At 61.9% G+C, this 23,320-nt stretch carries 18 protein-coding genes; 4 read left to right on the top strand and 14 right to left on the bottom strand.

The window, feature by feature from the left end; translation table 11 throughout:
* Positions 1-50: 50 nt before the first annotated feature.
* The 4 genes from BUC08_RS04010 to BUC08_RS04025 form a co-directional block, all read right to left on the bottom strand.
* Positions 51-1,601 carry an ABC transporter substrate-binding protein gene (locus BUC08_RS04010; RefSeq protein WP_037921930.1) on the bottom strand — a complete coding sequence of 517 codons (1,551 nt, stop codon included), beginning with the start codon at positions 1,599-1,601 and terminating at the stop codon, positions 51-53.
* A gap of 64 nt (positions 1,602-1,665) precedes the next feature.
* Positions 1,666-2,538 (bottom strand): ABC transporter permease, encoded by an 873-nt coding sequence (locus BUC08_RS04015; protein ID WP_037920362.1) that lies wholly within the window; start codon positions 2,536-2,538, stop codon positions 1,666-1,668.
* Positions 2,539-2,550: 12 nt separating this feature from the next.
* Positions 2,551-3,477, bottom strand: a complete 927-nt coding sequence (locus BUC08_RS04020) for an ABC transporter permease (RefSeq protein ID WP_037920359.1) — start codon at positions 3,475-3,477, stop codon at positions 2,551-2,553.
* Entirely contained in the window at positions 3,474-4,229 is a 756-nt protein-coding gene (locus BUC08_RS04025) for an HAD hydrolase-like protein (RefSeq protein ID WP_051693762.1), read from the bottom strand. The genes BUC08_RS04020 and BUC08_RS04025 overlap by 4 nt, the downstream gene beginning before the upstream one ends.
* A 134-nt stretch (positions 4,230-4,363) precedes the next feature.
* Between BUC08_RS04025 and BUC08_RS04030 the strand changes: the two genes are divergently transcribed.
* Positions 4,364-5,251: a LysR family transcriptional regulator gene (locus BUC08_RS04030; protein WP_037920358.1), complete on the top strand. Its 888-nt coding sequence runs from the start codon at positions 4,364-4,366 to the stop codon at positions 5,249-5,251.
* Positions 5,252-5,256: 5 nt separating this feature from the next.
* Here BUC08_RS04030 and BUC08_RS04035 read toward each other — a convergent pair whose 3' ends face one another.
* The 10 genes from BUC08_RS04035 to BUC08_RS04080 all read right to left on the bottom strand — a co-directional run bounded on the left by BUC08_RS04035 (position 5,257) and on the right by BUC08_RS04080 (position 18,045).
* Entirely contained in the window at positions 5,257-7,569 is a 2,313-nt protein-coding gene (locus BUC08_RS04035) for a Tex family protein (protein WP_037920356.1), read from the bottom strand.
* A 222-nt stretch (positions 7,570-7,791) separates the two neighbouring features.
* Positions 7,792-9,465 (bottom strand): flavin monoamine oxidase family protein, encoded by a 1,674-nt coding sequence (locus BUC08_RS04040; protein WP_037920354.1) that lies wholly within the window; start codon positions 9,463-9,465, stop codon positions 7,792-7,794.
* A complete protein-coding gene (locus BUC08_RS04045; RefSeq protein ID WP_200796192.1) occupies positions 9,455-10,270 on the bottom strand; it encodes a carbon-nitrogen hydrolase family protein in 816 nt (271 codons plus the stop codon). Before BUC08_RS04045 ends, BUC08_RS04040 begins: the two co-directional genes overlap by 11 nt.
* A 46-nt stretch (positions 10,271-10,316) precedes the next feature.
* Positions 10,317-11,822 carry a M81 family metallopeptidase gene (locus tag BUC08_RS04050; RefSeq protein WP_037920348.1) on the bottom strand — a complete coding sequence of 502 codons (1,506 nt, stop codon included), beginning with the start codon at positions 11,820-11,822 and terminating at the stop codon, positions 10,317-10,319.
* 3 nt (positions 11,823-11,825) lie between these two features.
* The gene (locus BUC08_RS04055) at positions 11,826-12,776 is read right to left on the bottom strand and encodes an ABC transporter ATP-binding protein (RefSeq protein WP_037920342.1); all 951 of its coding nucleotides are present in this window, start codon (positions 12,774-12,776) and stop codon (positions 11,826-11,828) included.
* Complete coding sequence (locus tag BUC08_RS04060) at positions 12,769-13,734, bottom strand: ABC transporter ATP-binding protein (RefSeq protein ID WP_037920340.1); 966 nt, start codon at positions 13,732-13,734, stop codon at positions 12,769-12,771. The genes BUC08_RS04055 and BUC08_RS04060 overlap by 8 nt, the downstream gene beginning before the upstream one ends.
* Complete coding sequence (locus BUC08_RS04065) at positions 13,734-14,582, bottom strand: ABC transporter permease (protein WP_234973737.1); 849 nt, start codon at positions 14,580-14,582, stop codon at positions 13,734-13,736. The genes BUC08_RS04060 and BUC08_RS04065 overlap by 1 nt, the downstream gene beginning before the upstream one ends.
* 14 nt (positions 14,583-14,596) lie before the next feature.
* Positions 14,597-15,520 (bottom strand): ABC transporter permease, encoded by a 924-nt coding sequence (locus BUC08_RS04070; protein WP_037920337.1) that lies wholly within the window; start codon positions 15,518-15,520, stop codon positions 14,597-14,599.
* A 20-nt stretch (positions 15,521-15,540) separates the two neighbouring features.
* A complete protein-coding gene (locus tag BUC08_RS04075; RefSeq protein WP_037920335.1) occupies positions 15,541-17,109 on the bottom strand; it encodes an ABC transporter substrate-binding protein in 1,569 nt (522 codons plus the stop codon).
* A gap of 36 nt (positions 17,110-17,145) precedes the next feature.
* Positions 17,146-18,045 (bottom strand): MurR/RpiR family transcriptional regulator, encoded by a 900-nt coding sequence (locus BUC08_RS04080; protein WP_224769750.1) that lies wholly within the window; start codon positions 18,043-18,045, stop codon positions 17,146-17,148.
* Positions 18,046-18,170: 125 nt separating this feature from the next.
* Here BUC08_RS04080 and menC point away from each other — a divergent pair, with 125 nt between their 5' ends.
* The 3 genes from menC (at position 18,171) to BUC08_RS04095 (ending at position 23,320) form a co-directional block, all read left to right on the top strand.
* Positions 18,171-19,307 (top strand): o-succinylbenzoate synthase, encoded by a 1,137-nt coding sequence (gene menC / locus BUC08_RS04085; RefSeq protein ID WP_037920333.1) that lies wholly within the window; start codon positions 18,171-18,173, stop codon positions 19,305-19,307.
* Positions 19,304-20,020, top strand: a complete 717-nt coding sequence (locus BUC08_RS04090; RefSeq protein WP_037920329.1) for a GNAT family N-acetyltransferase — start codon at positions 19,304-19,306, stop codon at positions 20,018-20,020. The genes menC and BUC08_RS04090 overlap by 4 nt, the downstream gene beginning before the upstream one ends.
* A 417-nt stretch (positions 20,021-20,437) precedes the next feature.
* Complete coding sequence (locus tag BUC08_RS04095; RefSeq protein WP_037920327.1) at positions 20,438-23,320, top strand: monovalent cation/H+ antiporter subunit A; 2,883 nt, start codon at positions 20,438-20,440, stop codon at positions 23,318-23,320.

Raw genomic sequence — 23,320 nt, forward strand, 5'->3', positions numbered from 1 at the left:
GCGGATCAGGGTGGCGGACCGGGCGCAACACGCGCCCGGCCCTGATGGCGTCAGCTTCCGGCCAGCGTGATGCTGCCTGCGCGGAAATCCAGAACGTAAGGGATATGCCCCGGCATCGGCGCCCAGTTGATCGCGGTTTTCATGCCCCAGCTTTCAAACGGACGGTACAGCGGCAGAACGGCTGGATCTTCCTTGACCCGTTCCATCAGCTCGGCATAGGCCGCCTTGCGCACGGCGACATCGGTCGAATAGCGGAAGCGGTCCCATGTCTCGGCATAGGCTTCGTCGGTGTTGAACCGGCCCTCGCTTTGCGACGGGCCATCGGGAGCCCACATCACGCCGAACGAACCGAAGGGGTCCGCGAAATACATCGGGTTCGACCAGTTGCGCGCCATCAGGTCCGGCGAGTTACCGGTCCATTTGTCGCCGACAACGATCTTGCCGTTGATGCCGACAGCGGCCCACATCTCCATGATGGCCTGCGCGGCCAGAACGCCGTTGGTGTAATAGCTGGGCGCGGTGTCGTAGGTAATCTCGAACCCGTCATAGCCCGCTTCAGCCAACAACTCCTTGGCGCGCTCGGGATCATATTCGAAGGTCACCAGATCGGGTTGGTGCAGTTCGCCCATTTCCGCCATCGTATGCGTGGACGGCACAATCGCCTTGCCCAGCCACAACGCCTCGTTCAGCGCATCGCGGTCGATGGCCAGGCTCATCGCTTGACGGATGCGCGGGTCTTTCAGTTTCGGGTGGTTCTGGTTCATGATCATCACATGAAACAGCGCCGTCGCCGACCCTGCGGTTTTCAGCGCCGGGTCATTGTCGATCAGCGACAGCTGGTCGGGGGCGATGTTGGTGATGATGTCCGCCTCGCCGGTTTTCAGCGCGGTCACGCGGCTGGCGGTTTCCGAGATCTGCACAACGTTCACACGCTCCAGCGGTGCCTTTTCGCCCCAGAAATCGTCGAAACGGGTCCAGACCAGTTTTTCCCCCGGCTGAAAGCTTTCGATCTTGTAGGGGCCGGTGCCGACGGGGGCCAAGGCAAAGGCTTCGAAATCGCTGTCTTCTGCCACGTCGGGGTCGCCGGTCAGCGCCTTGGTATAGGCTTCGGGGATGATCATGACCTGTTGCAGCGAGATCAGCGTTTCCCACAGCGGTTCCTCGCGGTTGGCGTGGATACGGATGGTGTTCTCGTCCACCTTCTCGGCTTCGGGGAAGTTGGCCAGACGGTCCTTGGCGCGCACCACATAGGGTGGGAACGTGGCCTGCATCATCCGGTTCAGCGAAAAGATCACGTCGTCAGCGGTCATCGGGTCGCCGTTGTGAAATTTGACACCATCGCGCAGCTTCAGCTCCATCACGGTGGGGCTGATCAGCTCCCATGATGTGGCCAGCGCGGGCACCCACTCGGGCTCCAGCTTGGTGTGGTCGCGGTCGATCAGCGTGTCAAAGCTGTTGTAATAGAACTGTGATCCCACGTTCGAATGGTCGCGGCCGGGATCAAGGTACGGGGCCATATTCGCGGCACCCACGGTGATTTCCTGTGCGGTGGCAGCCAGCGGCAGCACGGCAAGGGCGGTTGTCAGCATCAATCGGAACATCATGTTCTCCAGGGTTCGGTTGCAATCTGAGTTCGGCCGCTTGGGACGCGGCTCTTCGGGGTTGTTATCGGTCGCGCAGACGGACATCGGCGCGGTCGCGCAGCCAGTCGCCCATGATCTGCACGGAAAAGGTCAGCGCCACGATCAGCGCGGCAGGCACCAGCACGATCCACGGCGCGGTCGGCATATAGTCGCGCCCCAGCCCCACCATCGACCCAAGCGACGGCTGCGGCGGCTGCACGCCAAGGCCCAAAAAGCTAAGCGTGCTTTCCAGGATCACGATGTTGGACAGCGCCAGCGTGAACTGCACCACAAGCGGCGAGACGAGGTTGGGCAGCACATGGCGGCAAGCGATGTAGACCGGCCCTGCCCCGGCGGTCCACGCCGCCTCGATGAACGGCAGCGCCGACAGGCGGCGCACCTCGGCGCGCACGATGCGGGCGTATTGTTCCCATCCGGCGATGCCCAGAACCAGCACCAGCACGGTCAGGTTCGACCCCAGCAGCGACAGGATCAACAGCGCCACCAGCGTAAAGGGAATGGCGATCTGCATGTCGACCAGCGCCATGATCCCGTCCTCAACCCAGCCACGGCGCAGTCCGGCCACCAGCCCCAGCGTGCCGCCGATCAGCAACCCGATCAGCGCACCGGCAAAGGCCAGCGTCAGCGTCAGCCGCATCCCGTACAAGCTGCGCGACAGCACATCGCGGCCCAGCTCGTCTGTGCCCGCGTAATGGCCCGCAGCGAACCGTTCGAACCCCAGCGGCGGCCGCAGGCGGCTCAGCAGGCTTTGATCCAGCGGGCCAAAGGGCACGATCCACGGCGCAAACACCGCCAGCGCGAACAGCAGGATGGCAATGCCGATGGCAATCTTCTGGATGAAATCGGTGCTGCCTTTGCGGCGCGGGGCGATGACGGGATCTGCGAGCGTTGTCATGATACGGGCTCCTTAACTGCGGGCCAGTCGGATGCGCGGGTCAGCCAGCGCATAGGACACGTCCGTTAGGGCGTTGATGGCGACGACAGCGACGGCCACGGTGATCACGCCGAACTGCAAGACGGGGTAGTCCCGCACCAGCGCCGCGTTCACCAAAAGCTGTCCGATGCCCGGCCAGGAAAAGATGCTTTCGACCACCACGCTGCCCGCCGCCGCCAGCCCCGCAACTTGCAGGCCGATCACCGAAATGACGGTGACACCGGCGTTGCCCAGCCCATGGCGCAGCACCACGCGTGCCTCGCCCAGCCCCTTGGCCCGTGCGGTGCGGATGAAATCCTGCCCCAGCACGTCCAGCATGGCGTTGCGGGTAAACCGCGTCAGTGCGGCAATCAGCACGCCGGACATGGCGATGGTCGGCATGATGAAATGGGCAAAACTGCCGTTGCCCACCACCGGCAACCAGTTCAGCCAGTAGGAAAAGACCAGCACCATCACGATGGCCAGAATGAACGACGGCACCGCATAGCCTGCAAAGGCCACCATCATAACCGCTGAGCCGATCCAGCTTTTGCGATAGATCGCGCCCAGTATCCCCAGCGGGATCGCCACCAGCAAGGTGAACGCGACCGAGGCCAGCAACAACTGCCCCGAAGCCCACAGCCGGTCGCTGACCACTTCGGTCACGGGGCGCCGGTCGACAAAGCTTAGTCCGAACTCGCCGGATACGGCACCGCGCATAAAGGCCAGGTATTGCTGCCACAACGAACCATCCAGCTGGAAATACCGGATCAGCTCGGCGCGGCCCTCTTCGGTCAGCCCGTCGCCCAGAAAGGTGTCGATCGGGTTGCCAGACAGGCGGGTGGCGATAAAGGTGATCGTGGCGATGGCAAATAGCGTCACCACCGATTTCACCGCGACACGGATCAGATAGGGGATCATTGGATGATGCTCCTTTGGATGTGGACAAAGGGCATGTTCAGGGCTGCGGCGGCGGCCCCGTCGGTCAGGACATTGTCCCCGACAAAGACAGCGTCCTGCGCGGACACACCGCTGCGCGTCAGTGCCATGGTCAGCATCATCGGGTCGGGTTTGCCCAGACTGCGCCATTCCAATTCCGGTTGGATCGCCCGCAATGCCGCCAGCAATGCGCCGGTTTCCGCGACGGGCTGGGTGTCATGTCCGGGGTGCGACAGGTCTTCGTTCGACACCCACAGCGGTGCGCCCTGCCCGACCTGCGTCAGGATCGGCCCCATGGTCTCCACCGTCACACCGGCGTCGCGGCACAGTAGCACCGCCTGCGGTGCGTCGGCTGCGGGGTCGATGCCCAGCTCAACTGCGCGGGCGATCAACGCGGCGCTGGCAAACACACGGGCGCGGCGGATGCCTTCGACATGGGCCAGATGTTCCAGCATCGTCTCGCCGGCCAGCAAGATGCGCGCTGCCGGTACCGCAATGCCGAAACCCGCCAGTTGCCGCGACATCGCGCGCGCGGTGCTGTCCGAGGCGTTCGACACGATCCATAGACGGTCGCCGCAGGCCGCCACGAATTCCGCCGTTTCGGCAAACGGGCGTCCTTGGGCAATCAAGCAACCGTCCAGATCGCACAGCACCAGACGCGCATCCGCAACGGCGCGCGCGTCCAGTCGTGTGTACCGATGGGCCACCGGATAATGTGTCGTCGCAACGTCCAAGGGGCTGTCTCCCGTCTTGTGCGGGGCACCTGCCGCGCATCTGCGGCGACCTTTGACGGGGTTGTGTGATGTTCCTGTAACAAAGCAAACCTAGGCTAAGGTTTAAGCAAACCCACAGTATGGAATCGTGAAAAATGAGCCTCAGCACCGCCCGTCTGAACGCCATCCGGGCCGTGGCCGAAGGCGGATCTTACGCAGCCGCTGCCCGTCTTTTGGGCGTGACACAGCCCAATATCTCTGCCCAAGTGCGTGCTTTGGAAGCAGAATTCGGCCTGCGCCTGTTCTTGCGGGAATCAGGGCAGCTGCGCCCGACGGCGCTGTGCCTGAAACTGTGCGATCTGGCCGAACGCGCCGCCGAAGCGCAGGACGAGGCAGAGCGTTTGTTGCGCAGCCGGTCATCCTTGCGCGAAGGGCGCATTGCCATCGGCTTGGGCAATGCGATGCCGGGCATGGCAGTGATTGCCGCCTTTCACCGCGCCTTTCCGGGGGTGACGCTGGATGTGGAAACCGGATCACACCAGAAAATCGCGCGCGCCGTGCTGACCCATGAATGCGACATCGGCGTGCTGCCGGATGTCCCGGCCGATCCCCGCTTTCGCCGTGAACATCTGGCCTCTTCCGAAGTGATCGCCATCGCGCCCGCCGATCATCCGCTGGCGCAGGCGTCCGAAGTGACCGCCGCCGATCTGTCGCGCGTGCCGCTGATCTTTCGCGCCAGCGGTTCATCCACGCAGCGGGCGGTGGAGCGGATGTTTGCCCGTGCCAACCTGACCCCGCAACCGTTCCTGACGCTGGACGCCCGCGACGGGTTGTACGAAGCTGTCGTGAATGGGCTGGGCGTGGGGTTCATGTGGCGTGCCAGCACCGGCCGCAGCGATGGTGTGGCGCGGCTGCCCATTGTCGAGATGCGCGGTCTGGCCACCCATGAAACGGTGTTCAGCCTGAAGGACACCCAGAACCAGATCGTTGACGCCTTTTACGGCATCGCCAAAGCGCACGAGGTCGCAACGCGCGACGGCTAGGTGGGTTATTTCGACCCCTGCCGCTTGAACGCATCGGCCAGCGCAGACCCGAATGCGCCTTGCGACTCCGCCTTGGGGGCTGCCGACATCGGGGCCTTGCCGCGCGGTTTCTGCTTATCGGCGGGGGCCGCACGGGGTGAGGATTTATCGCCCCCGTCTTTGCGCATCGTCAGGCCGATCCGTTTGCGGGGCACGTCAACTTCGGTCACGCGCACGCGCACCACGTCGCCTGCCTTGACCACCTCGTGCGGGTCCTTGACGAAACGATCCGCCAACTGGCTGACATGCACCAACCCGTCCTGATGCACCCCGATGTCCACGAACGCCCCAAAGGCCGCGACGTTGGTCACCGTGCCCTCAAGCGACATGCCCGGTTTCAGGTCGGTGATGCTGTCGATACCTTCGGCAAAGGTGGCCGTCTTGAACGCAGGGCGCGGGTCGCGGCCCGGCTTTTCCAGTTCGGACAGAATATCGCGCACCGTCGGCAGACCAAAGCTGTCGTCGACAAACTGTTCAGCCCGCAGACCCGACAGCGCCCCGCTGTCGCCCATGATCGACCGCACGTCACGCCCGCAGGCCTGCACGATCTTGCGGGCCACGCCGTAAGCTTCAGGGTGAACGGACGAGGCATCCAGCGGCTCGTCGCCGTTCGGAATGCGCAGGAAACCCGCGCATTGCTGGAATGCCTTGGGACCAAGCCCCGCGACCTTCAACAGTGCCTTGCGCGACTTGAACGCACCGTTGGCGTCGCGGTGCGTCACGATGTTCTGCGCCAACGATGGCCCCAGCCCCGCGATATGCGACAGCAACGGGGCCGAGGCCATGTTCAGATCAACCCCGACCGCGTTCACCGCGTCCTCGACCACGGCGGCCAGCGATTGCGCCAGTTGCCGCTGGTCCACGTCATGCTGATACTGGCCCACGCCAATCGCCTGCGGTTCGATCTTGACCAGTTCGGCCAGCGGGTCCTGCAACCGTCGTGCAATCGACACGGCGCCGCGAATGGACACATCCACGTCAGGGAATTCCTGTGCGGCCAGCTCTGACGCAGAATAGACCGACGCGCCCGCCTCGGACACGATCACCGGCGTGGGCCGCGCGGTGCCTGCAGGCAGTCGTTTCAACACGTCACCCACCAGCTTTTCCGACTCGCGGCTGGCGGTCCCGTTGCCGATGGCAATCAGCGCAACACCGTGTTTGCGGATCAGGTGCAGCAGGGTTTCTTCGGCCCCGCGCAGATCATTCTTGGGCTGGAACGGATAGATCGTTGCCGTGTCGATCAGCTTGCCGGTCTGGTCCACCACGGCGATCTTGCAGCCGGTGCGGATGCCAGGGTCCAGCCCCAGCGTTGCACGCGCACCCGCAGGTGCGGCCAGCAGCAAATCCTTGAGATTGCGGGCAAAGACTTCGATGGCGGTGCCATGGGCGCGGCGGCGCAATTCGGCCAGAAGGTCCATGAACATGGTCCCGCTCAGCTTGATCCGCCATGTCCACGCCGCCGCCTCGCGCAGCCACATATCGCCCGGACCGTCGCCGGGAATGCCGATTTCCGAGGCAATGATGCCGATGACACGCGGCAGCCCGGTGTCCGGGTCCGGGGCAATGTCGACGGACACGATATCCTCTTTTGCGGCGCGCAGGATTGCCAGGGCCCGGTGCGACGGGATCGCGGCCCATTTTTCGGAATGATCAAAATAATCCGAGAATTTCGCGCCGACCTCTTCCTTGCCCTTGTTCACCTTGGCGGTGATCAGCGCCTCGGACTGCATGAGCTGACGCAAACGGCCCAGCAACGCGGCGTTCTCGCCCAGTTCCTCTGCCAGGATATCGCGCGCACCGGTCAGCGCGTCCTTTTCGGTTTCAACCGCCTCGGACAGATAGCCCTTGGCCAGCACCGCAGGCTCTGCCGTGCGATCCGCCAGAATGGCGCGCAACAGCGGTTCCAACCCGTTTTCGCGGGCAATCATCGCCTTGGTGCGGCGTTTGGGTTTGTAGGGCAGATAGAGATCCTCAAGCACGGCCTTGGTGTCTGCCTTGGCAATGTCGCGGGCCAGCGCGTCGGTCAGTTTGCCCTGGCTGGTGATCTCGGACAGGATGCTGGCGCGGCGTTTTTCCAGATCGCGCAGGTACTCCAGCCGCTCGGCCAGACGGCGCAATTGCGTGTCGTCCAGCCCGCCTGTCACCTCTTTGCGATAGCGCGCGACAAAGGGCACCGTGTCCCCGCCGTCCAGCAGGGCAACGGTGGCGGTGACCTGTTCGGGCCGCGCGTCGATGTCGGCGGCGATGGTGCGGGCAATGCGATCTGCAACGTCGGTCATGTCGGGGAATCCTCTGAGTGTCGGACGCCTGTGATAGCGCCACGCGCCTCCGCCGCCAAGCCACGCTGGCGGTTTTGCGCTGTGACTTGGCTGGATGAACGGCGCGGCAAATGACGGATCAAAAAGGCCACCGCCTTTGTCAGATTTCAAAGGTGCGCGCCAGCAAGGCACCATTGCGGCCTGACACCGGCAGGCCGACGATCAAAGGCATAGATCCTGCGCCTACCCACCCAAATCCACGGGACCGTGTTCGGCATAGGCGTCTCCGGGTCCGGGATTGGAAGGATGCGAATGACCACCCAGATGGGTCATCACGCCCCAGACTGCATTCAGGGCCGTTTGCACCGCCCCTTCGACCCAGGCGGGCGTCCAGCTGATGCCGTCGCCCGCGAGGAACAGGCCGCGTTGTTCGGGTGGCATCCCGGATTGCTCGAAATGCCCGTACATGCGGTAGTTATAGCGGTAATGCCCCGGCAGCGCGCCCTTGAACGCGCCGAGGAAATTCTCGTCGCTTTCCCAGCTGACCGTAATGGGGTTGCCGATGATATGCTGGGTGATGTCCACCTTGGGATAGATCTTGCGCAGCGCGTCCAGCGCCAGATCGACCCGCTTCTCAACCGGCAGCGGTTCCATCTTCAGCGCGTCTGACATCCACGAATAGGTCAGGCACATCACCGCAGGCGCGTTTGGCCCATCTTCGAACAGATAGGTGCCACGGGTCATACGGTCGGTCAGTGTCACGCTCATCACCTCGCGTCCCGTCTCGGGATCGCGGTCGCGCCAGAACGGGCGGTCAACCATCACGAAAGTTTTCGACGACTGCATGTAACGGGTGCGGTCCAGCGCCATCCACATATCCTGCGCCAGCAGCCGTTCCTCGAAATCCATCGACGTGGTCATCAGCCAGCTTTGGCAGGTGCTGATCAGCGCGTCGAATGTCTCGACACGGCCCCAGCGGTCGGTCACTTCGAATGGGCCATCGTCACCCTGCTTGCGCACTTTCACCACGCCCGGCCGGGTCGATCCGCCGTGCAGTTTCTCCAGCGTCATGCCCTCGGGCCAGTGGACCATCTTCTCGGGGCTGCGGGTCCACAGGCCGCGCGGCACCTGTTCGACGCCGCCAACCATATAGTGTTGATCGTCGTCCAGCCCCAGCAAGTTCACCCGCAGGATTTCCAGCATCGAGTTCGGAAAATCGCTGTCCCATCCGCCGGTGCCGAACCCGACCTGCCCAAAAACTTCGCGGTGCCGGAAGGACAGCTTTTTGAACGCATCCGACGAGGCGATGAAATCGTAAAAGCTGCGGTCGTCCCAGGCCTGTGCGATAGGGTTCCACAGTTCCTTGACCAGCGCGGCATCGCGGGCCTTGATCGCCGCTTGCAAGGCGCCGAACTGGGCGTGATCCTCCAGCGCCTGCTGATAGGCGGCCCCGACCTCGCGGAACAGCGGCGGCAGATCGTCGATGGTTTCGGCATAAAGCGTCTCGCCCGCCAGGTCGATCACGGTTGATCCTGCGGCCTTCGTCAGCGGGTTCGGAAAGGGGCGCGTTTCGATCCCCAGCATATCGACATAGTGATAAAAGGCAGTGGACGAGAGCGGAAAGCGCATCCCGCCCAGTTCGGCGATGGCATTGGTGGTGCCCTCAAAGCTTTGGCTGCGCAGCCGTCCGCCGAATTGGCCGGATTCAAAGACGACGGGGCGCAGGCCCAGCTTCATCAGCTCATAGGCGCAAATGACCCCTGAAATGCCGGCACCGATGATCCCCACCGTGCGCCCGTGGCTTTCGGCGGGCACCGCACCCAAGCCTGCGGGATTGGTGATCCAGTCGTCAAAGGCAAAGGTAAAGTCGGGGCCAAAGGCGGTGACATAGGGTTGGGGTCTGGGGTCAGATGTCATCGCGGGCAGTTCCAATCTTGGTGTAAATCTCGGGGCGACGGTCGTGCAGATAGCGCACGGCTTGGCGCGTGCGCGCAATCTCGGCCCGGTCAAGATCGGCCACGATCAGCCCCGGCCCGCGCCCTGCCCGCGCAACATCGCGGCCATCGGGCGCGCAAACGCAGGACAGGCCGCAATAGTCGAAATCACCTTCGCTGCCGCAATAGTTGGCATAGACCACGAAAAGCCCGTTTTCCTCGGCCCGTGCGGGGACCAGCCGCGTGGCGACACTGTCATATGGGATCATGTTGGCGGTGGGTGTCAGCACCAAATCGGCCCCGTCCAGCGCATAGGCGCGGGTCAATTCGGGAAACTCTATGTCGTAACAAATTGCCAGTGCGATCCGCCAGCCGTTCCACGCCACCACCGGCGCGCGGGCATGGCCCGCCTGAAACTGCGCGCGGTCCACATCGCCGTAAAGATGGGTCTTGCGGTAGTGCGCGATGCGCGCCCCCGCCGCGTCGATCATTTGCACGGCGTTAAAAGGGGCACCACCCCGTGGGTCAGCCTGCGGGTAGCCATAGAGGATCGCCAGCCCGTGACGGCGGGCAATGTCTGCCACCTGTGCGGCGTCGGGTCCATCGGCTGGCTGCGCCAGTTCCAGAACACGGGCTGCGCCGATGTTATAGCCGGTCAGATACATCTCGGGCGTGACAAGCAGATCGCAACCTGCAGACCTGGCCTGTGCTGCGTAACCGTCCAATTGCTCAAGACAATGCGCCACGCCCGACGATGCCGGAGCAATTTGCATACATGCTATTTTCACCCAAGCCTCCTGTGTCTGCCCTGCCCTGCGGGCTCACCAAGTTCTGCTACATTCGTGCCTCTGCATCCAGCGGCCAAATGGGGCGGCGCACCTTGACGTAGGGGCGTCGGCTCATCTGCGGCGTGGACAGCGCGCCGCTGTCGCACACAATCACCTTGCCCGCAATCGGCTCGAACGCGGCGCGAAAGTGCTGCATGGACTTCACCGCAACGACCGACTTCTGCTCGGGCTGGATGCCGAATGTCTTGAACTGTTGCAGGTCCAGCATCTGATCCCGTTCCGTGGTCACCAGAATGTCGATGCCGTCCACCCGCAGAACCGCCGTGGGGCCAAAGCTGCGGCGCAACCCGCCCAGCATCGGCCCATCGCCGGTCAGCCAGCCGTCCGAAATGTGCATGATCGTTCCCGTCAGCGTCAACGGCCCGCCGCCAAAGGCCGGATCGTTCTTGCCGCCCAAGTCCAGCGTTACCGTGTCGCCAACCGTTCGGGCGCACAGCATGGCGGCGGCGTCGGGGTCGATCATGGGGGCAAAGGTCGCGTTTTTCAGCCCGGCGTCCAGCATGGCAGCCAGCAGGTTGGTCGCATCGCCATAGGCACCCGATCCGGGGTTGTCGGCATAATCCGCGATCACCAGCGGCCCCTTGGACGTGTCGAACGACATGGCGACCGCACAGGCCTCTTCCACGCTCAGGAAATCGTTTGCAATGCTGTTACGGGCAGCCCAGATCTCGCCTGCGATCTGCTGTGAAATCGCGTGGGCGCGCGCCTCGGCACCATCGGTGTTGGCATCATAGGTCACCAGAACGGTCGGGCCCATGTCGTGAATATCCGCATCGCTAAAGCCTGCGTTGATCGACACGCAGTGAATGCCCTTTTCAGTCTCGTGGTCCAGTGCACGCGCATATAGCGGGACAATCGGGCCGACATCGGTGCGCCCGCCGTTAGGATCGTCCAGCATCGGACAAGCCACGCGACAGGTTTTTGGGCGGCTTTTGCCCGCCATCGCGGCCTCGAGAATACGGCCCGCCTGTTGCCCGCGCTCGCGCAGGTCGATGTGCGGGTACGTCTTGTAGGACACGATGATATTGGCCAGTTCCGCCATCTGCGGGGTGACGTTGCAATGCAGGTCCAGCGTGGTGGCGATGGGCATGTCCGGCCCCACGATGTCGCGCAGGCGCTGCAACAGCTCGCCCTCGCCGTCCTCGCAGAACTCGGTGACCATGGCCCCGTGCATCGCCAGCAGGATGCCGTCCAATGTGTCCTTGTGTTGTTCTACCGCGGCGCAAATCTTGCCTGCAACATGCTCGAATGCGTGCCGCGACACCTTGGACCCCGGCACGGCATAGGCCGAAATCACATGGGTCAGGTCCCAGCCCGCTTCGTCGGCCACATCCGTGAACCCCGACAGACCGGTGTTGCCGTCGGACAGACGCGCCAACGCCTCGTCACCTTCCATCAACGCATCAACCTCAAAGTTGTGCAGCTCGGTCAGGCCCTTTTTGAACGTGTTGCTTTCATGAAGAAATTCGGCAGTGAGGACATGGTGCGTCATGGGTTATCCTTGGATCGGGTGAAAACAGGCGACGGGGTGCGGTCCGCGGCTCAGCACGGGAACCGTTTCGCGGCACTTGGCCGTGACATTTGGACAGCGCCCGGCAAAGGCGCAGCCGCGCGGCAGGTCGAAACCGCTGGGGATCTCGCCGGTCAGCTCGGTGGCCTCCTGACGGGCGTTTGGATTGGGGGCAAAGGTGCTGGCCATCAGCGCGCGGGTGTAAGGATGGCGCGGCGCGGCGCCGGGATCGGGCAATTCCTCGACCACTGCGCCCAGATACATCACCACGATGCGATTGCAGAAATAGCGGACCAGCCCAAGGTCATGGCTGATGAACAGGTAAGTCAGGTCCAGATTGCGCTGCAACTCCTGGATCAACGACACGATCTGCGCCTGAATAGACACGTCCAGCGACGCCGTCGGCTCGTCCAGCACGATAAAATCCGGGTTCAGCGCGAGGGCCCGCGCGATGCCGACCCGCTGGCGTTGCCCGCCTGACAACTGGTGCGGATAGCTTTGCGTCAATGACGCAGGCAGTCCGACCTTTTCCATCAGCGCGTCAATGCGACCGTGCGGCACCCGCTGGCCTTGCACCACAAAAGGTTCCGCCAGCGCATCTGCCACCCGATACCGCGGATCAAGCGAGGAATAAGGGTCTTGGAACACCATCGCCATCCGCTGACGCATCTTGCGCAACTCGGACCGGCTGAGCTGCGTCAGGTCGGCGCCTTCAAAGCAGACAGCACCTTCGGTCGGCTCGATCAGCCGCAACACCAGACGGGCCAGCGTGGACTTGCCACACCCGCTTTCACCGACCACGCCGACGATGTCACCACGTGCAATCGACAGTGACACATCGCGCACTGCCAACATGCTGCGCCGTTTTTTCAGGAACCCGCCGGGGGTGTCGAACCGCTTGGACAGGGACTGGATCTTGACAAGAGGTTCAGACATCCGGCGCTCCGTTCAGGGGATAATGGCAGGCGACCGTGCCCGCGTCGGACAGGCCACGCTGAACAGGAACCTTCGTGTCGCAACCTGCCCCCGCGCGCGGGCATCGGGGGTGAAACCGGCAGCCCGAAGGATAGGCCGTGGCCGAGGCCACGTTGCCGGGAATGCCAGTCAGCGATCCGGGTGCCATGCCCTCGCGGGGGATGCAGTCGATCAGTGCGGCTGAATAGGGATGCTGCGGGCTGGCAAACAGCGCATGCACCGGCTTTTGCTCGGCCAGCCGGCCCGCATAGAGCACCGCCACCTTGTCACAGGCCTGTGCCACGACGCCCATGTCGTGCGTGATCAGCACCAGCGACAGACCACGTTCGCGCACCAGGCGGGTCAGCAGATGGATGATCTGCGCCTGAACCGTGACATCCAGCGCCGTCGTCGGCTCGTCCGCGACGATCAGGTCGGGATCGCCTGCCAATGCCATCGCAATGACGATGCGTTGCTTCATGCCGCCCGACAACTGGTGCGGATAGGACGAACAGATGGCGTCGGCCTGCGGAATGCGCAGTTGGGTCAACAGCGCAATGGTGCGCGCCCGCGCCGCCTTGCGGTCCAGCCCCAGGTGCGTGCGCGACACGAAATCGACCTGTGGACCAATGCGCTGCACAGGGTCCAGTGCTGTCATCGGGTTTTGGGTGATAAAGGCGATCCGGCGTCCGCGCAGGGCCCGCAGCTTGCGCTTGGGCTGGGTGACCATGTCGGTGCCGTCGAATTCAAGCGACCCTGCGGTGACGCGCCCGCCAATCAGCGGCAGCAAGCCGGTCAGCGCAAGTGCCGTCAGCGATTTGCCCGATCCGCTTTCGCCAACCAGCCCCATGATCTCGCCCTTGGCCAGATCAAAGCTGACACCTTCCAGCAGGGTCAGTGTGCCGATGCTCACCGACAGGTTTTTGACACGCAGCAACATCAGCTTTCCCGCACACGCGCGCGCACGTCCAGCGCATGGATCAGCGCATCGCCGAACAGGTTGATCGCAAAGACGGTCACGGCCACGGCCACCCCCGGAATAATGATGATCCACGGCGCCTTGAACATATGTGCCGTGCCCGACGACATCAGCCCGCCCCAACTGGGCGTCGGAGGCTGCGCGCCCAGACCGAAGAACCCCAGCGTCGCTTCGAGGATGATCGCGTCACCCGTGGCCAGCATCGCGGCGACAATCACCGGTGCCAGCGCGTTCGGCAGCAGATGACGCATCAGGATATGACCGTGACTGGCCCCCAAAGACAGCGATGCCTCGACAAAAGTTTCGGATTTGATCGCCATGATCTGCGACCGCGTCAGTCGCGTGAACAGCGCCAGATAGGCAACGCCGATGGCGACCATCGCCCCCGTGACACCGGGGCCGATGATGGCCACCAGAATAAGCGCCACCAGAATTTCGGGGAACGACCACGTCAGGTCGATCACCGCAGTCACGGCCCGGTCAAACCGCCCACCGAAGTATCCGGACGCCGCCCCCAGGCACATGCCGCAAAACACAGAGATGCCAATCGCAATCGTCGACACGCTCAGCGAGGTCCGCGCGCCATACATGATGCGCGTCAGCATATCGCGGCCGAATTCGTCGGTGCCCAGCCAATGCGCCGCATCCGGTGCTCGGAACGCGTTGGGCAGGTCCTGAATGTCGTATTCATAAGGTGTCAGGTACGGCGCAAAGACCGCAACGAACACCACCAGTATCAGCCAGGTGCCTGCGATCACGCCCTTGGGGCGGCGCATGACGCGGCCCAATGTGGTGTCGGACAATTTCACTACAGCCACCCCCATCACAATGCCGCCCTGACGCGCGGGTCCATGGCCGCCTGGATAAGGTCGCCCGCCAAGGTGCCCAGCATCACCGCCATCGCAAGGATCAGCAGACAGGCCTGAACCACAGGATAATCATGCTGGTTTAGTGATTTGATCAGCAGCGTGCCCAGACCGGGACGGGCAAAGACCACCTCGACCGTGACCGCGCCGCCCAGGATCCAGCCAATGCGCAGCGACAGGATGGTGACCACAGGAATAAGCGCGTGCCGCAGCACATGGCGCAACTGGATGCGCGCGGGGCGCATCCCCTTGGCGTGCAAAAGCATTAGGAAATCGCGCTGGCCCGCCTCGACCATCGCCACGCGGGTCACCCGGGCAACCAGTGCAGTGCCGCCCAGACCCACGGTCAGAACCGGCAGAACCATCGCCGACCAGTCGCGCGCGCCTGACACCGGGAACATGCCCAGCCAGACGGAAAACACCAGGATCAGCAAAAGACCCAGCCAGAATCCCGGAACGGTTGAGCCAAGCAGCACAACCGTCATGATCAGCTGGTCGGGCCAACGGTCACGGGTCAGCGCCGCGATCGTGCCCAGAACAATCCCGAAAAAGGTCGAGAACGCCAGCGCACACAGTCCCAGCGCCAGAGAATGCGGCAAGGCCTGGGCGATCAGGTCGGCCACTGGCCTGCGGGCGACGATGGCCGTGCCGAGATCACCTTGAAGGACACCGCTGAGCCAGATCCAGTATTGCACCACCAGCGGCTTGTCCAAGCCATAGCGCGCGGTCATGATCTCGCGCTGTTCGGGGCCGGCACCGATCTTCAGAAGGTTGTCGATCGGATCGCCCGGTATCAGGTGGATGATCGAAAAGATCACCGCCGACACCGCAAGGAAAACGGGGATCAGAACCAGCACCCGCCTGATAAAATAACCCAACATGTCTGATCCCCGCCTGACGCTTATTCGACCGGAGCCATGTCCATCAGCACGGTCGACCCGATGCCCGGCGCGTCAAACACTTCGGGCATGGAGATCCGCGAGGTGTTGTACGCGACACTGACAACAGGCTGGTAAATCGGGGCCACCGGAAACTGCGAAAGGACGTATTCGTGATAGGCGGTAAAGTTCGCGATCCGCTCGTCCGAGCTTTTTGATCCGGTCATGGCCGCAGCGCGCAGGTCTTCGGCCTTTGGGTCGTTGAACATCGAGATGTTCGGATAGCCCAGCCGGTCACCACCAAAGAACCAGTCCACGATATCGGCGTTGTCCCAGACATAGGACCGCACGGCGACCTGCTGTTCACCGGATTTGTACTGGTCGCGGATCATGGCGCTGTCAAAGGTGCCGATCTCGGCGCTGATGCCCACGGCTTTCAGTTGCGCCTGCACAACTTCCGACAGACGACGGAACACGCTGTCGCTTTGGGTCCACAACGACACCTTTAGCGGCTGGCCGTCCTTCATGCGCACGCCATCCGCGCCCATGGTCCAACCGGCCTCGTCCAGCAGGGCGTTGGCCTTGTCGGGGTTGAACGCGATGCGATATTCGTCGGCCACTTTCGCCTCGGGCAATGCCGAGATCAGGAAGGTGTCTGCCACCTGTCCGATACCACCATAGATGTTGTCCAGAATTTCCTGCTGGTTGATGGCAAGGGCCGCGGCCTCGCGCACCTTGATGTCGTTGAACGGTTCTTTGACCACGTTCATGACCATGTAGACCAGCTCGCGCCCTGGAACACTGACCAGCTTCAGGTCGCTTTGTTTTTCAACCTCGGGAACGAAATCGGCAGGGACCGACAGCAGCATATCGACACCGCCGGTTTTCAGCTCGAGAAACGCGGTCGAGGCTTCGGCGATCTCGCGGAATGTCAGGTGTTCGAACTTGGCCGGGCCTGTGTTCTTGGCCACGGGCGAGCCCCAGGTGTAATCGTCGTTGCGCACCAGAACGGTTTGCTGGCCGATGTCAAAGCTTTCCAGCTTGTAGGGCCCTGTGCCAATGGTTTCGGTCACGCCAAAATTCTCGCCCATGGCGACAAAGGATTTGGGTTCGGGCACACCCATGATGGCAAGGTTGTACAGCAGGTTCGGTTCGGGATGTTTCATCACGAACTTCACGGTGTATTCATCCACAACCTGAATGCTGTCGATGGCCGCAGTATAATAGGCGTTGTCGGTGCCGTCATACAGCGGCAGCCAGTCCGCGATGGTTTGCGCATTGAAGGGCACACCGTTGTGGAAGGTCACCCCTTGTTTCAGGTGGAACACCCACGACATGCCGTCCTCGGCCTCTTCCCAGCTTTCGGCCAGATGCGGATGGTAGTTGCGCGCGGCGTCCACCTCGACCAGCCGGTCGAAGATAAGAAAGGCGGCGGCATTCGTCAGAATGGCTGTTACGGGGTTATAGCTTGTCAGACCGACCGTGTTGGACGGCAAAACAATCGTAGCCTCCTGCGCAAAGACGACAGGGGCCATCGCATTCATCGACGCGATGGACACGCTTGCAGCCAGCAAATGTTTGTTGAACTTCATGGTAATTATACCTTCCCTATGGTGGCGCTTTTTTGATTATTTTTTGCTTGTGTCAGACCGCGCGCCGAGGTGGCCGACAAAGGTGTTGTAGCCTGCAGAAATCGCGGCCATCCGCTCTTCGACATCTGCGCCCAGTTCGTTGAACACACCGTTCACCGTCAGGCTGATCAGGCTGGAAATGGGTGCCGTGTTGTCCCAGAACAGGTTCAGTTCGGTCGGCACGGCAAAGGTTTCATCCGCCAGCCCTGCGTCCCACGTGCAGTAAGGATCGGTGATCAACGACACTTTCACGCCGCGCTCCTTGGCCGCGCGGGCCAGCTTTTCGGCCATGCGGGAATATTTGCGCCCGTCGATGACGACCAGGCAGGACTGCGCAGGATCGCCCTGCAACAGCTCGGAAAACGTGCCGCCCTCTTGGTCGGCCAGCCAGACACCGGGGCGCAGGTATTGCAATCCATTGGCCAGATACTGGGCCTGACCGCGCTCTGCCTGAAACCCTGCGACAAAGACCTGCGGCGTACGCGCCAGCCGTTTGACCATGGCTTCAAACGGCTTGCTGCCCGCCATTTCGTAAACCGCGACAAGGGCCGCAATCTCAAGCTCCAGCGCACGACTCAACTCGGCGCCCCCACTGCGGGACCGTGCATGAAAGTCTTTCAGCCGGTCGCCGATCAACCACGCGCTGTCGCCCAGGTCGGCCTGAAGCCGCGATTTCAGCTCTTTGAAGCTGTCCAGCCCGATGCTGCGGCAATAGCGCCCGACACTGGCCTCAGACACGCCGATCTTGGTCGCGAGGGTCGAGGCAGTCTCGAAAGGAAGCGTTTTGATGTTGGTCATCATGTAGCTTGCAATGGCTTTTTCGCCTTTGGTCGCACCCTCGACGCTGTCAGCCAGCAACTGCTGAACGCTGACCGAAATATTGTCTGGATGTGCCAAAGCGCCGCCCCCTGAAACTCTCTCTTGAGACCTCAAATGACAGAAAGCTTTCATAATGTCAATCTTGCAATATTTATGTCTCTGAACTACAGGTGATCCAACCTAGCCAAACCAAAGGGTTCGACATGCCGGACATTTCCAGACAGACCCGCGCGCCGCTGACGATAGACCGGGCAGAATTGCGGCTTGTCCGATTGCCGTTGTTGCAGCCTTTCGTAATCTCGACCGGCACGATGCATGACCGCATTTTCCCGCTGCTGACGCTCTATTCAGGCGATCACGAGGGATATGCCGAAGGGGTGATGGACCCCCTGCCCGACTATCTTGGCGAAACGCTGCCCGCCGCGATGGCGCTGCTCAAGGACCTGTTCCTGCCGATGATCGTCGGAAAATCCTTTGAAAACCCTGCGGCGCTGGACAAGCTTCTGGCCCCGTGGCGCGGCCATCAAATGACAAAGGCGACGGTCGACATGGCGTTTTGGGACCTGTGGGCCAAGTCGCTGAACCTGCCGCTGCAAACCGTTTTGGGCGGGACCGGAGATGCAATTGACGCAGGCGTTTCTTTGGGGATCGGCTCTATCGACGACACGGTCGCCCGCGTGGCCGATCACCACCGGCAAGGTTACAAACGGATCAAGCTCAAGATCAAACCGGGGCACGACGTGGCGCTGGTCCGTGCGGTGCGCGCGGCCTTTCCCGATATCCGGCTGAGCGTGGACGCCAACGCCTGTTACACGCTGGCCGACGCGGGCCTGCTGCAGAAACTGGACGATCTGGCATTGGATTACATCGAACAACCGCTGGCATGGGATGACATTCAGGACCACGCGGTGCTGCAGAAACGGCTGAAAACGCCGATCTGCCTGGACGAATGCATCAACTCGGTGCGCGCCTGCCGCCAGGCGCTTCAGGCCGACGCCGCACGGGTGATCAACATCAAGGTGGCGCGGTCGGGTGGATATTACACGGCGCTGAAAATGCACGATCTTGCGGCGGCCTTTGACGTGCCTGTCTGGTGCGGCGGCATGCTGGAATCAGGCATCGGGCGTGCGCACAACATCCACCTGTCGACCTTGCCGAACTTTACCAAACCGGGCGATGTCTCCAGCGCCAGCCGCTATTTTGCGCGTGACATCATCAACGAACCGCTCGAAGCAACCGACGGACGGATGGCGGTGCCCCAAGGCGCAGGCATCGGCGTGTCGCTGGATGAAAGTTTTCTGTCAGAAATGGCCCTTTCCAGTGAAAGCTTTTCCGCATGACACCGCCGGTGATCCGCGAATTGTCCGGCGTGGCAGAGTTCACCGCGGCTGAAGCCCTGCAACGTGCGGTCTGGGGACCGGATGATCTGGTCGATCCCTATGATCTGATGATGGTGATCCAGCATGAAGGCGGCCTTGTCGCAGGAGCGTTTTCAGACGACGAACTGGTCGGCTATGTCTTTGGCTTTCCCACGCGCGAACTGCACATCCAGCATTCGCACCGGCTTGCGGTGTTGCCCAAGATGCAGGGCATGGGACTGGGCGCGCGCCTGAAGTGGTTTCAGCGTGACTGGTGTCTGGCACGCGGCATCACCCACGTGCGCTGGACCTTTGACCCGCTGCGCGCGGCCAATGCGGCCCTGAACGTGGGCAAGCTGGGCGTGATCGTCGACACCTATATGGCCGACTATTACGGCAAAATGGTGGGTATCAACGCGGGCACCCCCTCTGACCGGTTGATGGCAGACTGGTTTCTGGACACCGCACATGTGGCCGACCGCGCGGCACGGATTGCGCAGTCTCCCCCAGATGCAGCACGACGCGTCACCATTCCTACGGATTTCGCCGCCCTTCTTGCGTCGGACCCGGCCAAGGCCTTGGCCGAAAGGTTGCGCGTGAGAGAGCAGATTGGCCATGCTTTGAAAGAAGGTCTTGTTATCAATGGGTTTGTCGCGGACCAGTCTTGCTATATTTTCGCGAAACCTGCTGCATGACGATGCCACCCTTGCAAGGCCGGGGCATGGACGGGTGTGGCAAATCTAAATGAAATGTCACGTGGTTGGTAAGTTTTTCATTCTCTATGGCAAGGGCCGAGAACGGGAAGCTGCGTTGAGCAGCTTCTGGAACTGTCCACAACGAACAGCCTGAATATAGTCCAAGGTGCCAACGGACCTCTATACATGGGACCTCTCGCAATAGGCCCGCACCGGTCGTGGAATATGGCAACTGCGCGACATCCGTAACAGGCTTGGAACTACGGCGTTTCCTGCACCGTTCGAAAGTGCGACCTTTTGTCTGTAATGGCCAAAACGACTTAAGAATCTTGGGTTCTTGAGGTTGCTAACCTTGTGGCTGCGGGAATTTAATTCATAATCGGCAGGCTGAATTTTTCGTAGTGGGTGGGAGTTCATTTGTCTCTGTTCTTTATCGTCGCTTTGCCATTCTTGGGGGCGCTGCTTCCTGGATTGATGAACTCTGCCGGACGTGCGGCCACGGCGGGCGTTACGTTCACCGTGTCACTGGCCGCTTTTGTGGGCCTTCTGACCAACCTGCCTGCTGTGCTTGCGGGCAACGTGGTGATGGCGCGGGTCGACTGGATGCCGCTGCTGGGGCTTAACTTTTCGCTGATGCTGGACGGACTGGGCTTTTTCTTTGCCTTGCTGATTCTTGGCATCGGTCTGCTGATCATCACCTACGCGCGCCACTATCTCAGCCGCGACGACAATATGGGGCAGTTCTTTACCTACCTGCTGCTGTTCCAGGGCGCGATGGTGGGCATTGTCATGAGCGACAACATCCTGCTTTTGCTGGTTTTCTGGGAGCTGACATCGCTGTCGTCCTTCCTGTTGATCGGGTATTGGAAACACCTGCCCGAAGGCCGTCAGGGCGCGCGGATGGCGTTGACCGTCACCGGCATGGGTGGGCTTGCGATGATCGGTGGCATGTTGATGCTGGGCCAGATCGTCGGCAGCTATGACCTGAGCGTGATCTTGCAGAACCGCGAGTTGATTCAGGCTGATCCGCTGTACGTGCCTGCATTGGTGTTGATTCTGCTGGGCGCGTTCACCAAGTCGGCGCAATTCCCGTTCCACTTCTGGTTGCCGCACGCGATGGCGGCCCCCACGCCTGTGTCGGCCTACCTGCACTCGGCCACGATGGTTAAGGCGGGCATTTTCCTGATGGCGCGCATGTGGCCGGTCCTGTCGGGCACGCCTGAGTGGTTCGTGATCGTCACCACGGCGGGATTGATCACGATGGTTCTGGGGGCTGTGATTGCGTTGTTCAAACACGACCTGAAGGCGCTGCTGGCGTTTTCGACGGTCAGCCACCTGGGGCTGATCACCATGCTGCTGGGCACGGGCACCGCATTCGGCGCGATGGCCGCAGTGTTTCATATTTTGAACCACGCGACGTTCAAGGCGGCGTTGTTCATGTCGGCGGGCATTATCGATCACGAGGCGCACACACGCGACATTCGCCGCTTGGGCGGGTTGCGCAAGTTGATGCCCTTGACCTTTGTCATTGCCAGTCTCGCCGCGCTTTCGATGGCCGGGATTCCGTTGCTGAACGGGTTCCTGTCCAAGGAAATGATGCTGGAAGAAGCGTATCACACTGTCCTGTTTGGCAGCCCCTTGCTGGTGCCCGTGTTGGCGACGGTCGGATCGTTGTTCTCTGCCGCCTATTGCTTCCGGTTGATCGGGCACGTGTTCTTTGGCCCCGTGCGCGACGACTATCCGGCCAAGCCGCATGACCCCAACACCGGCCTTTGGCTGCCGCCTGCCTTGCTGGTTGTTCTGGTGGTGGCGATCGGCGTGGCACCGTTTCTGGCTGAACCCTTCGTGAAACTGGTGACGGCTTCGGTTCTGGGCGACGCGGCAGCGGTGCCGACGGCATATTTCAAGATCTGGCATGGGCTTGTGCCTGCGCTGTACATGTCGCTGATCGCCATTGCCGGCGGTTTGCTGATGTTGGCGCTGTTCAAGCCTGCCCTGTTCGTCTGGGACAAGGCACCGCGCCCCGAGGCCAAGGTCATCTTTGAAGCTATCGTCGAGGCGGTCGCGAAACTGGCGCGTGCCGTGATTCACGCGTCGCACAACGGTGCGTTTTCGCGCTATGCGGCAATTGCCCTGGTGGTCATGGTCGCTGTCGGATATCACGCATGGTCCACCGGCACGGTCGGCCCCGACACACGAACGGTGCAATATGCACCGCCCGTGTTCATCGCGGCCTGGCTGATGCTGGCGACGGCCACTGCGGGACTGGTCATATTGCACCGCAACCGGCTGTTGTCGCTGATCCTGATCGGCATCGTGGGCCTGATGGTGTCCATCGGCTTTGTGTTCTTCAGCGCGCCCGATCTGGCGATGACGCAATTCACGGTCGAAGTTGTCACGATCATCCTGTTGCTGCTGGCCCTGAACTTCCTGCCCAATACCACCCCTGTCGAAAGCACAGTGCTGCGCCGCGTGCGTGACACAGGCGTGGCGGTGCTGGGTGGTCTTGCGACGTTTGGGCTGTCCTTTCACTATTTGCTCAGGGACGCGGTCGACACGCCGATCTCGGAATTCCACCTTGCCAATTCCTATAAGGGCGGCGGCGGCACCAATGTCGTGAACGTCATTCTTGTCGATTTCCGCGGCTTTGACACCTATGGCGAGATCATCGTGTTGGGCATCGCTGCCCTGTTGATCTATGCGATGACCGAAACGCTTCTGGATGGACCGGTGCGGGCGCGGTTGTTGAACCGCAAACCCGATCAGGCTCGCTCTGGCAACAAGCATCCGATGATGATGGTCGTGCTGACGCGGGTCATCATGCCGGTCGTTCTTATGGTCGGCTTCTACATCTTCTTGCGCGGTCACAACGAACCAGGTGGCGGATTTATCGCAGGCCTGATCGTTTCCATTGCCGTCGTCATGCAGTACATGGCCAGCGGCTTTGGCTGGGCGTCGGCGCGGTTGCGGTATCCCTATCACGGGGTGATCGGAGCGGGCGTTCTGATTGCCGGGCTGACCGGCATCGGATCATGGTTCTTTGGCAAACCTTTCCTGACCTCTGATTTCACCTATGTCCGCATTCCACCGTTCGAAAAATTCGAACTGGCCACTGCAGCATTGTTTGATCTGGGTGTGTTTCTGGCTGTTGTCGGCGCTGTGATGTTGTCGCTGGAAAGCTTCTCGCGGTTGGCGCGGCTGGCCGGATATCACGACAGCGACGAACCGATGGACATCGATCCCTTGCGCGACGACACAAAAGCTGCGGGTCTTGCCGCCGCCGAAAAGAAGGGAGTGTAA

The sequence above is a fragment of the Pseudosulfitobacter pseudonitzschiae genome, from assembly GCF_900129395.1.
Classification (GTDB): Bacteria; Pseudomonadota; Alphaproteobacteria; order Rhodobacterales; family Rhodobacteraceae; genus Pseudosulfitobacter; species Pseudosulfitobacter pseudonitzschiae.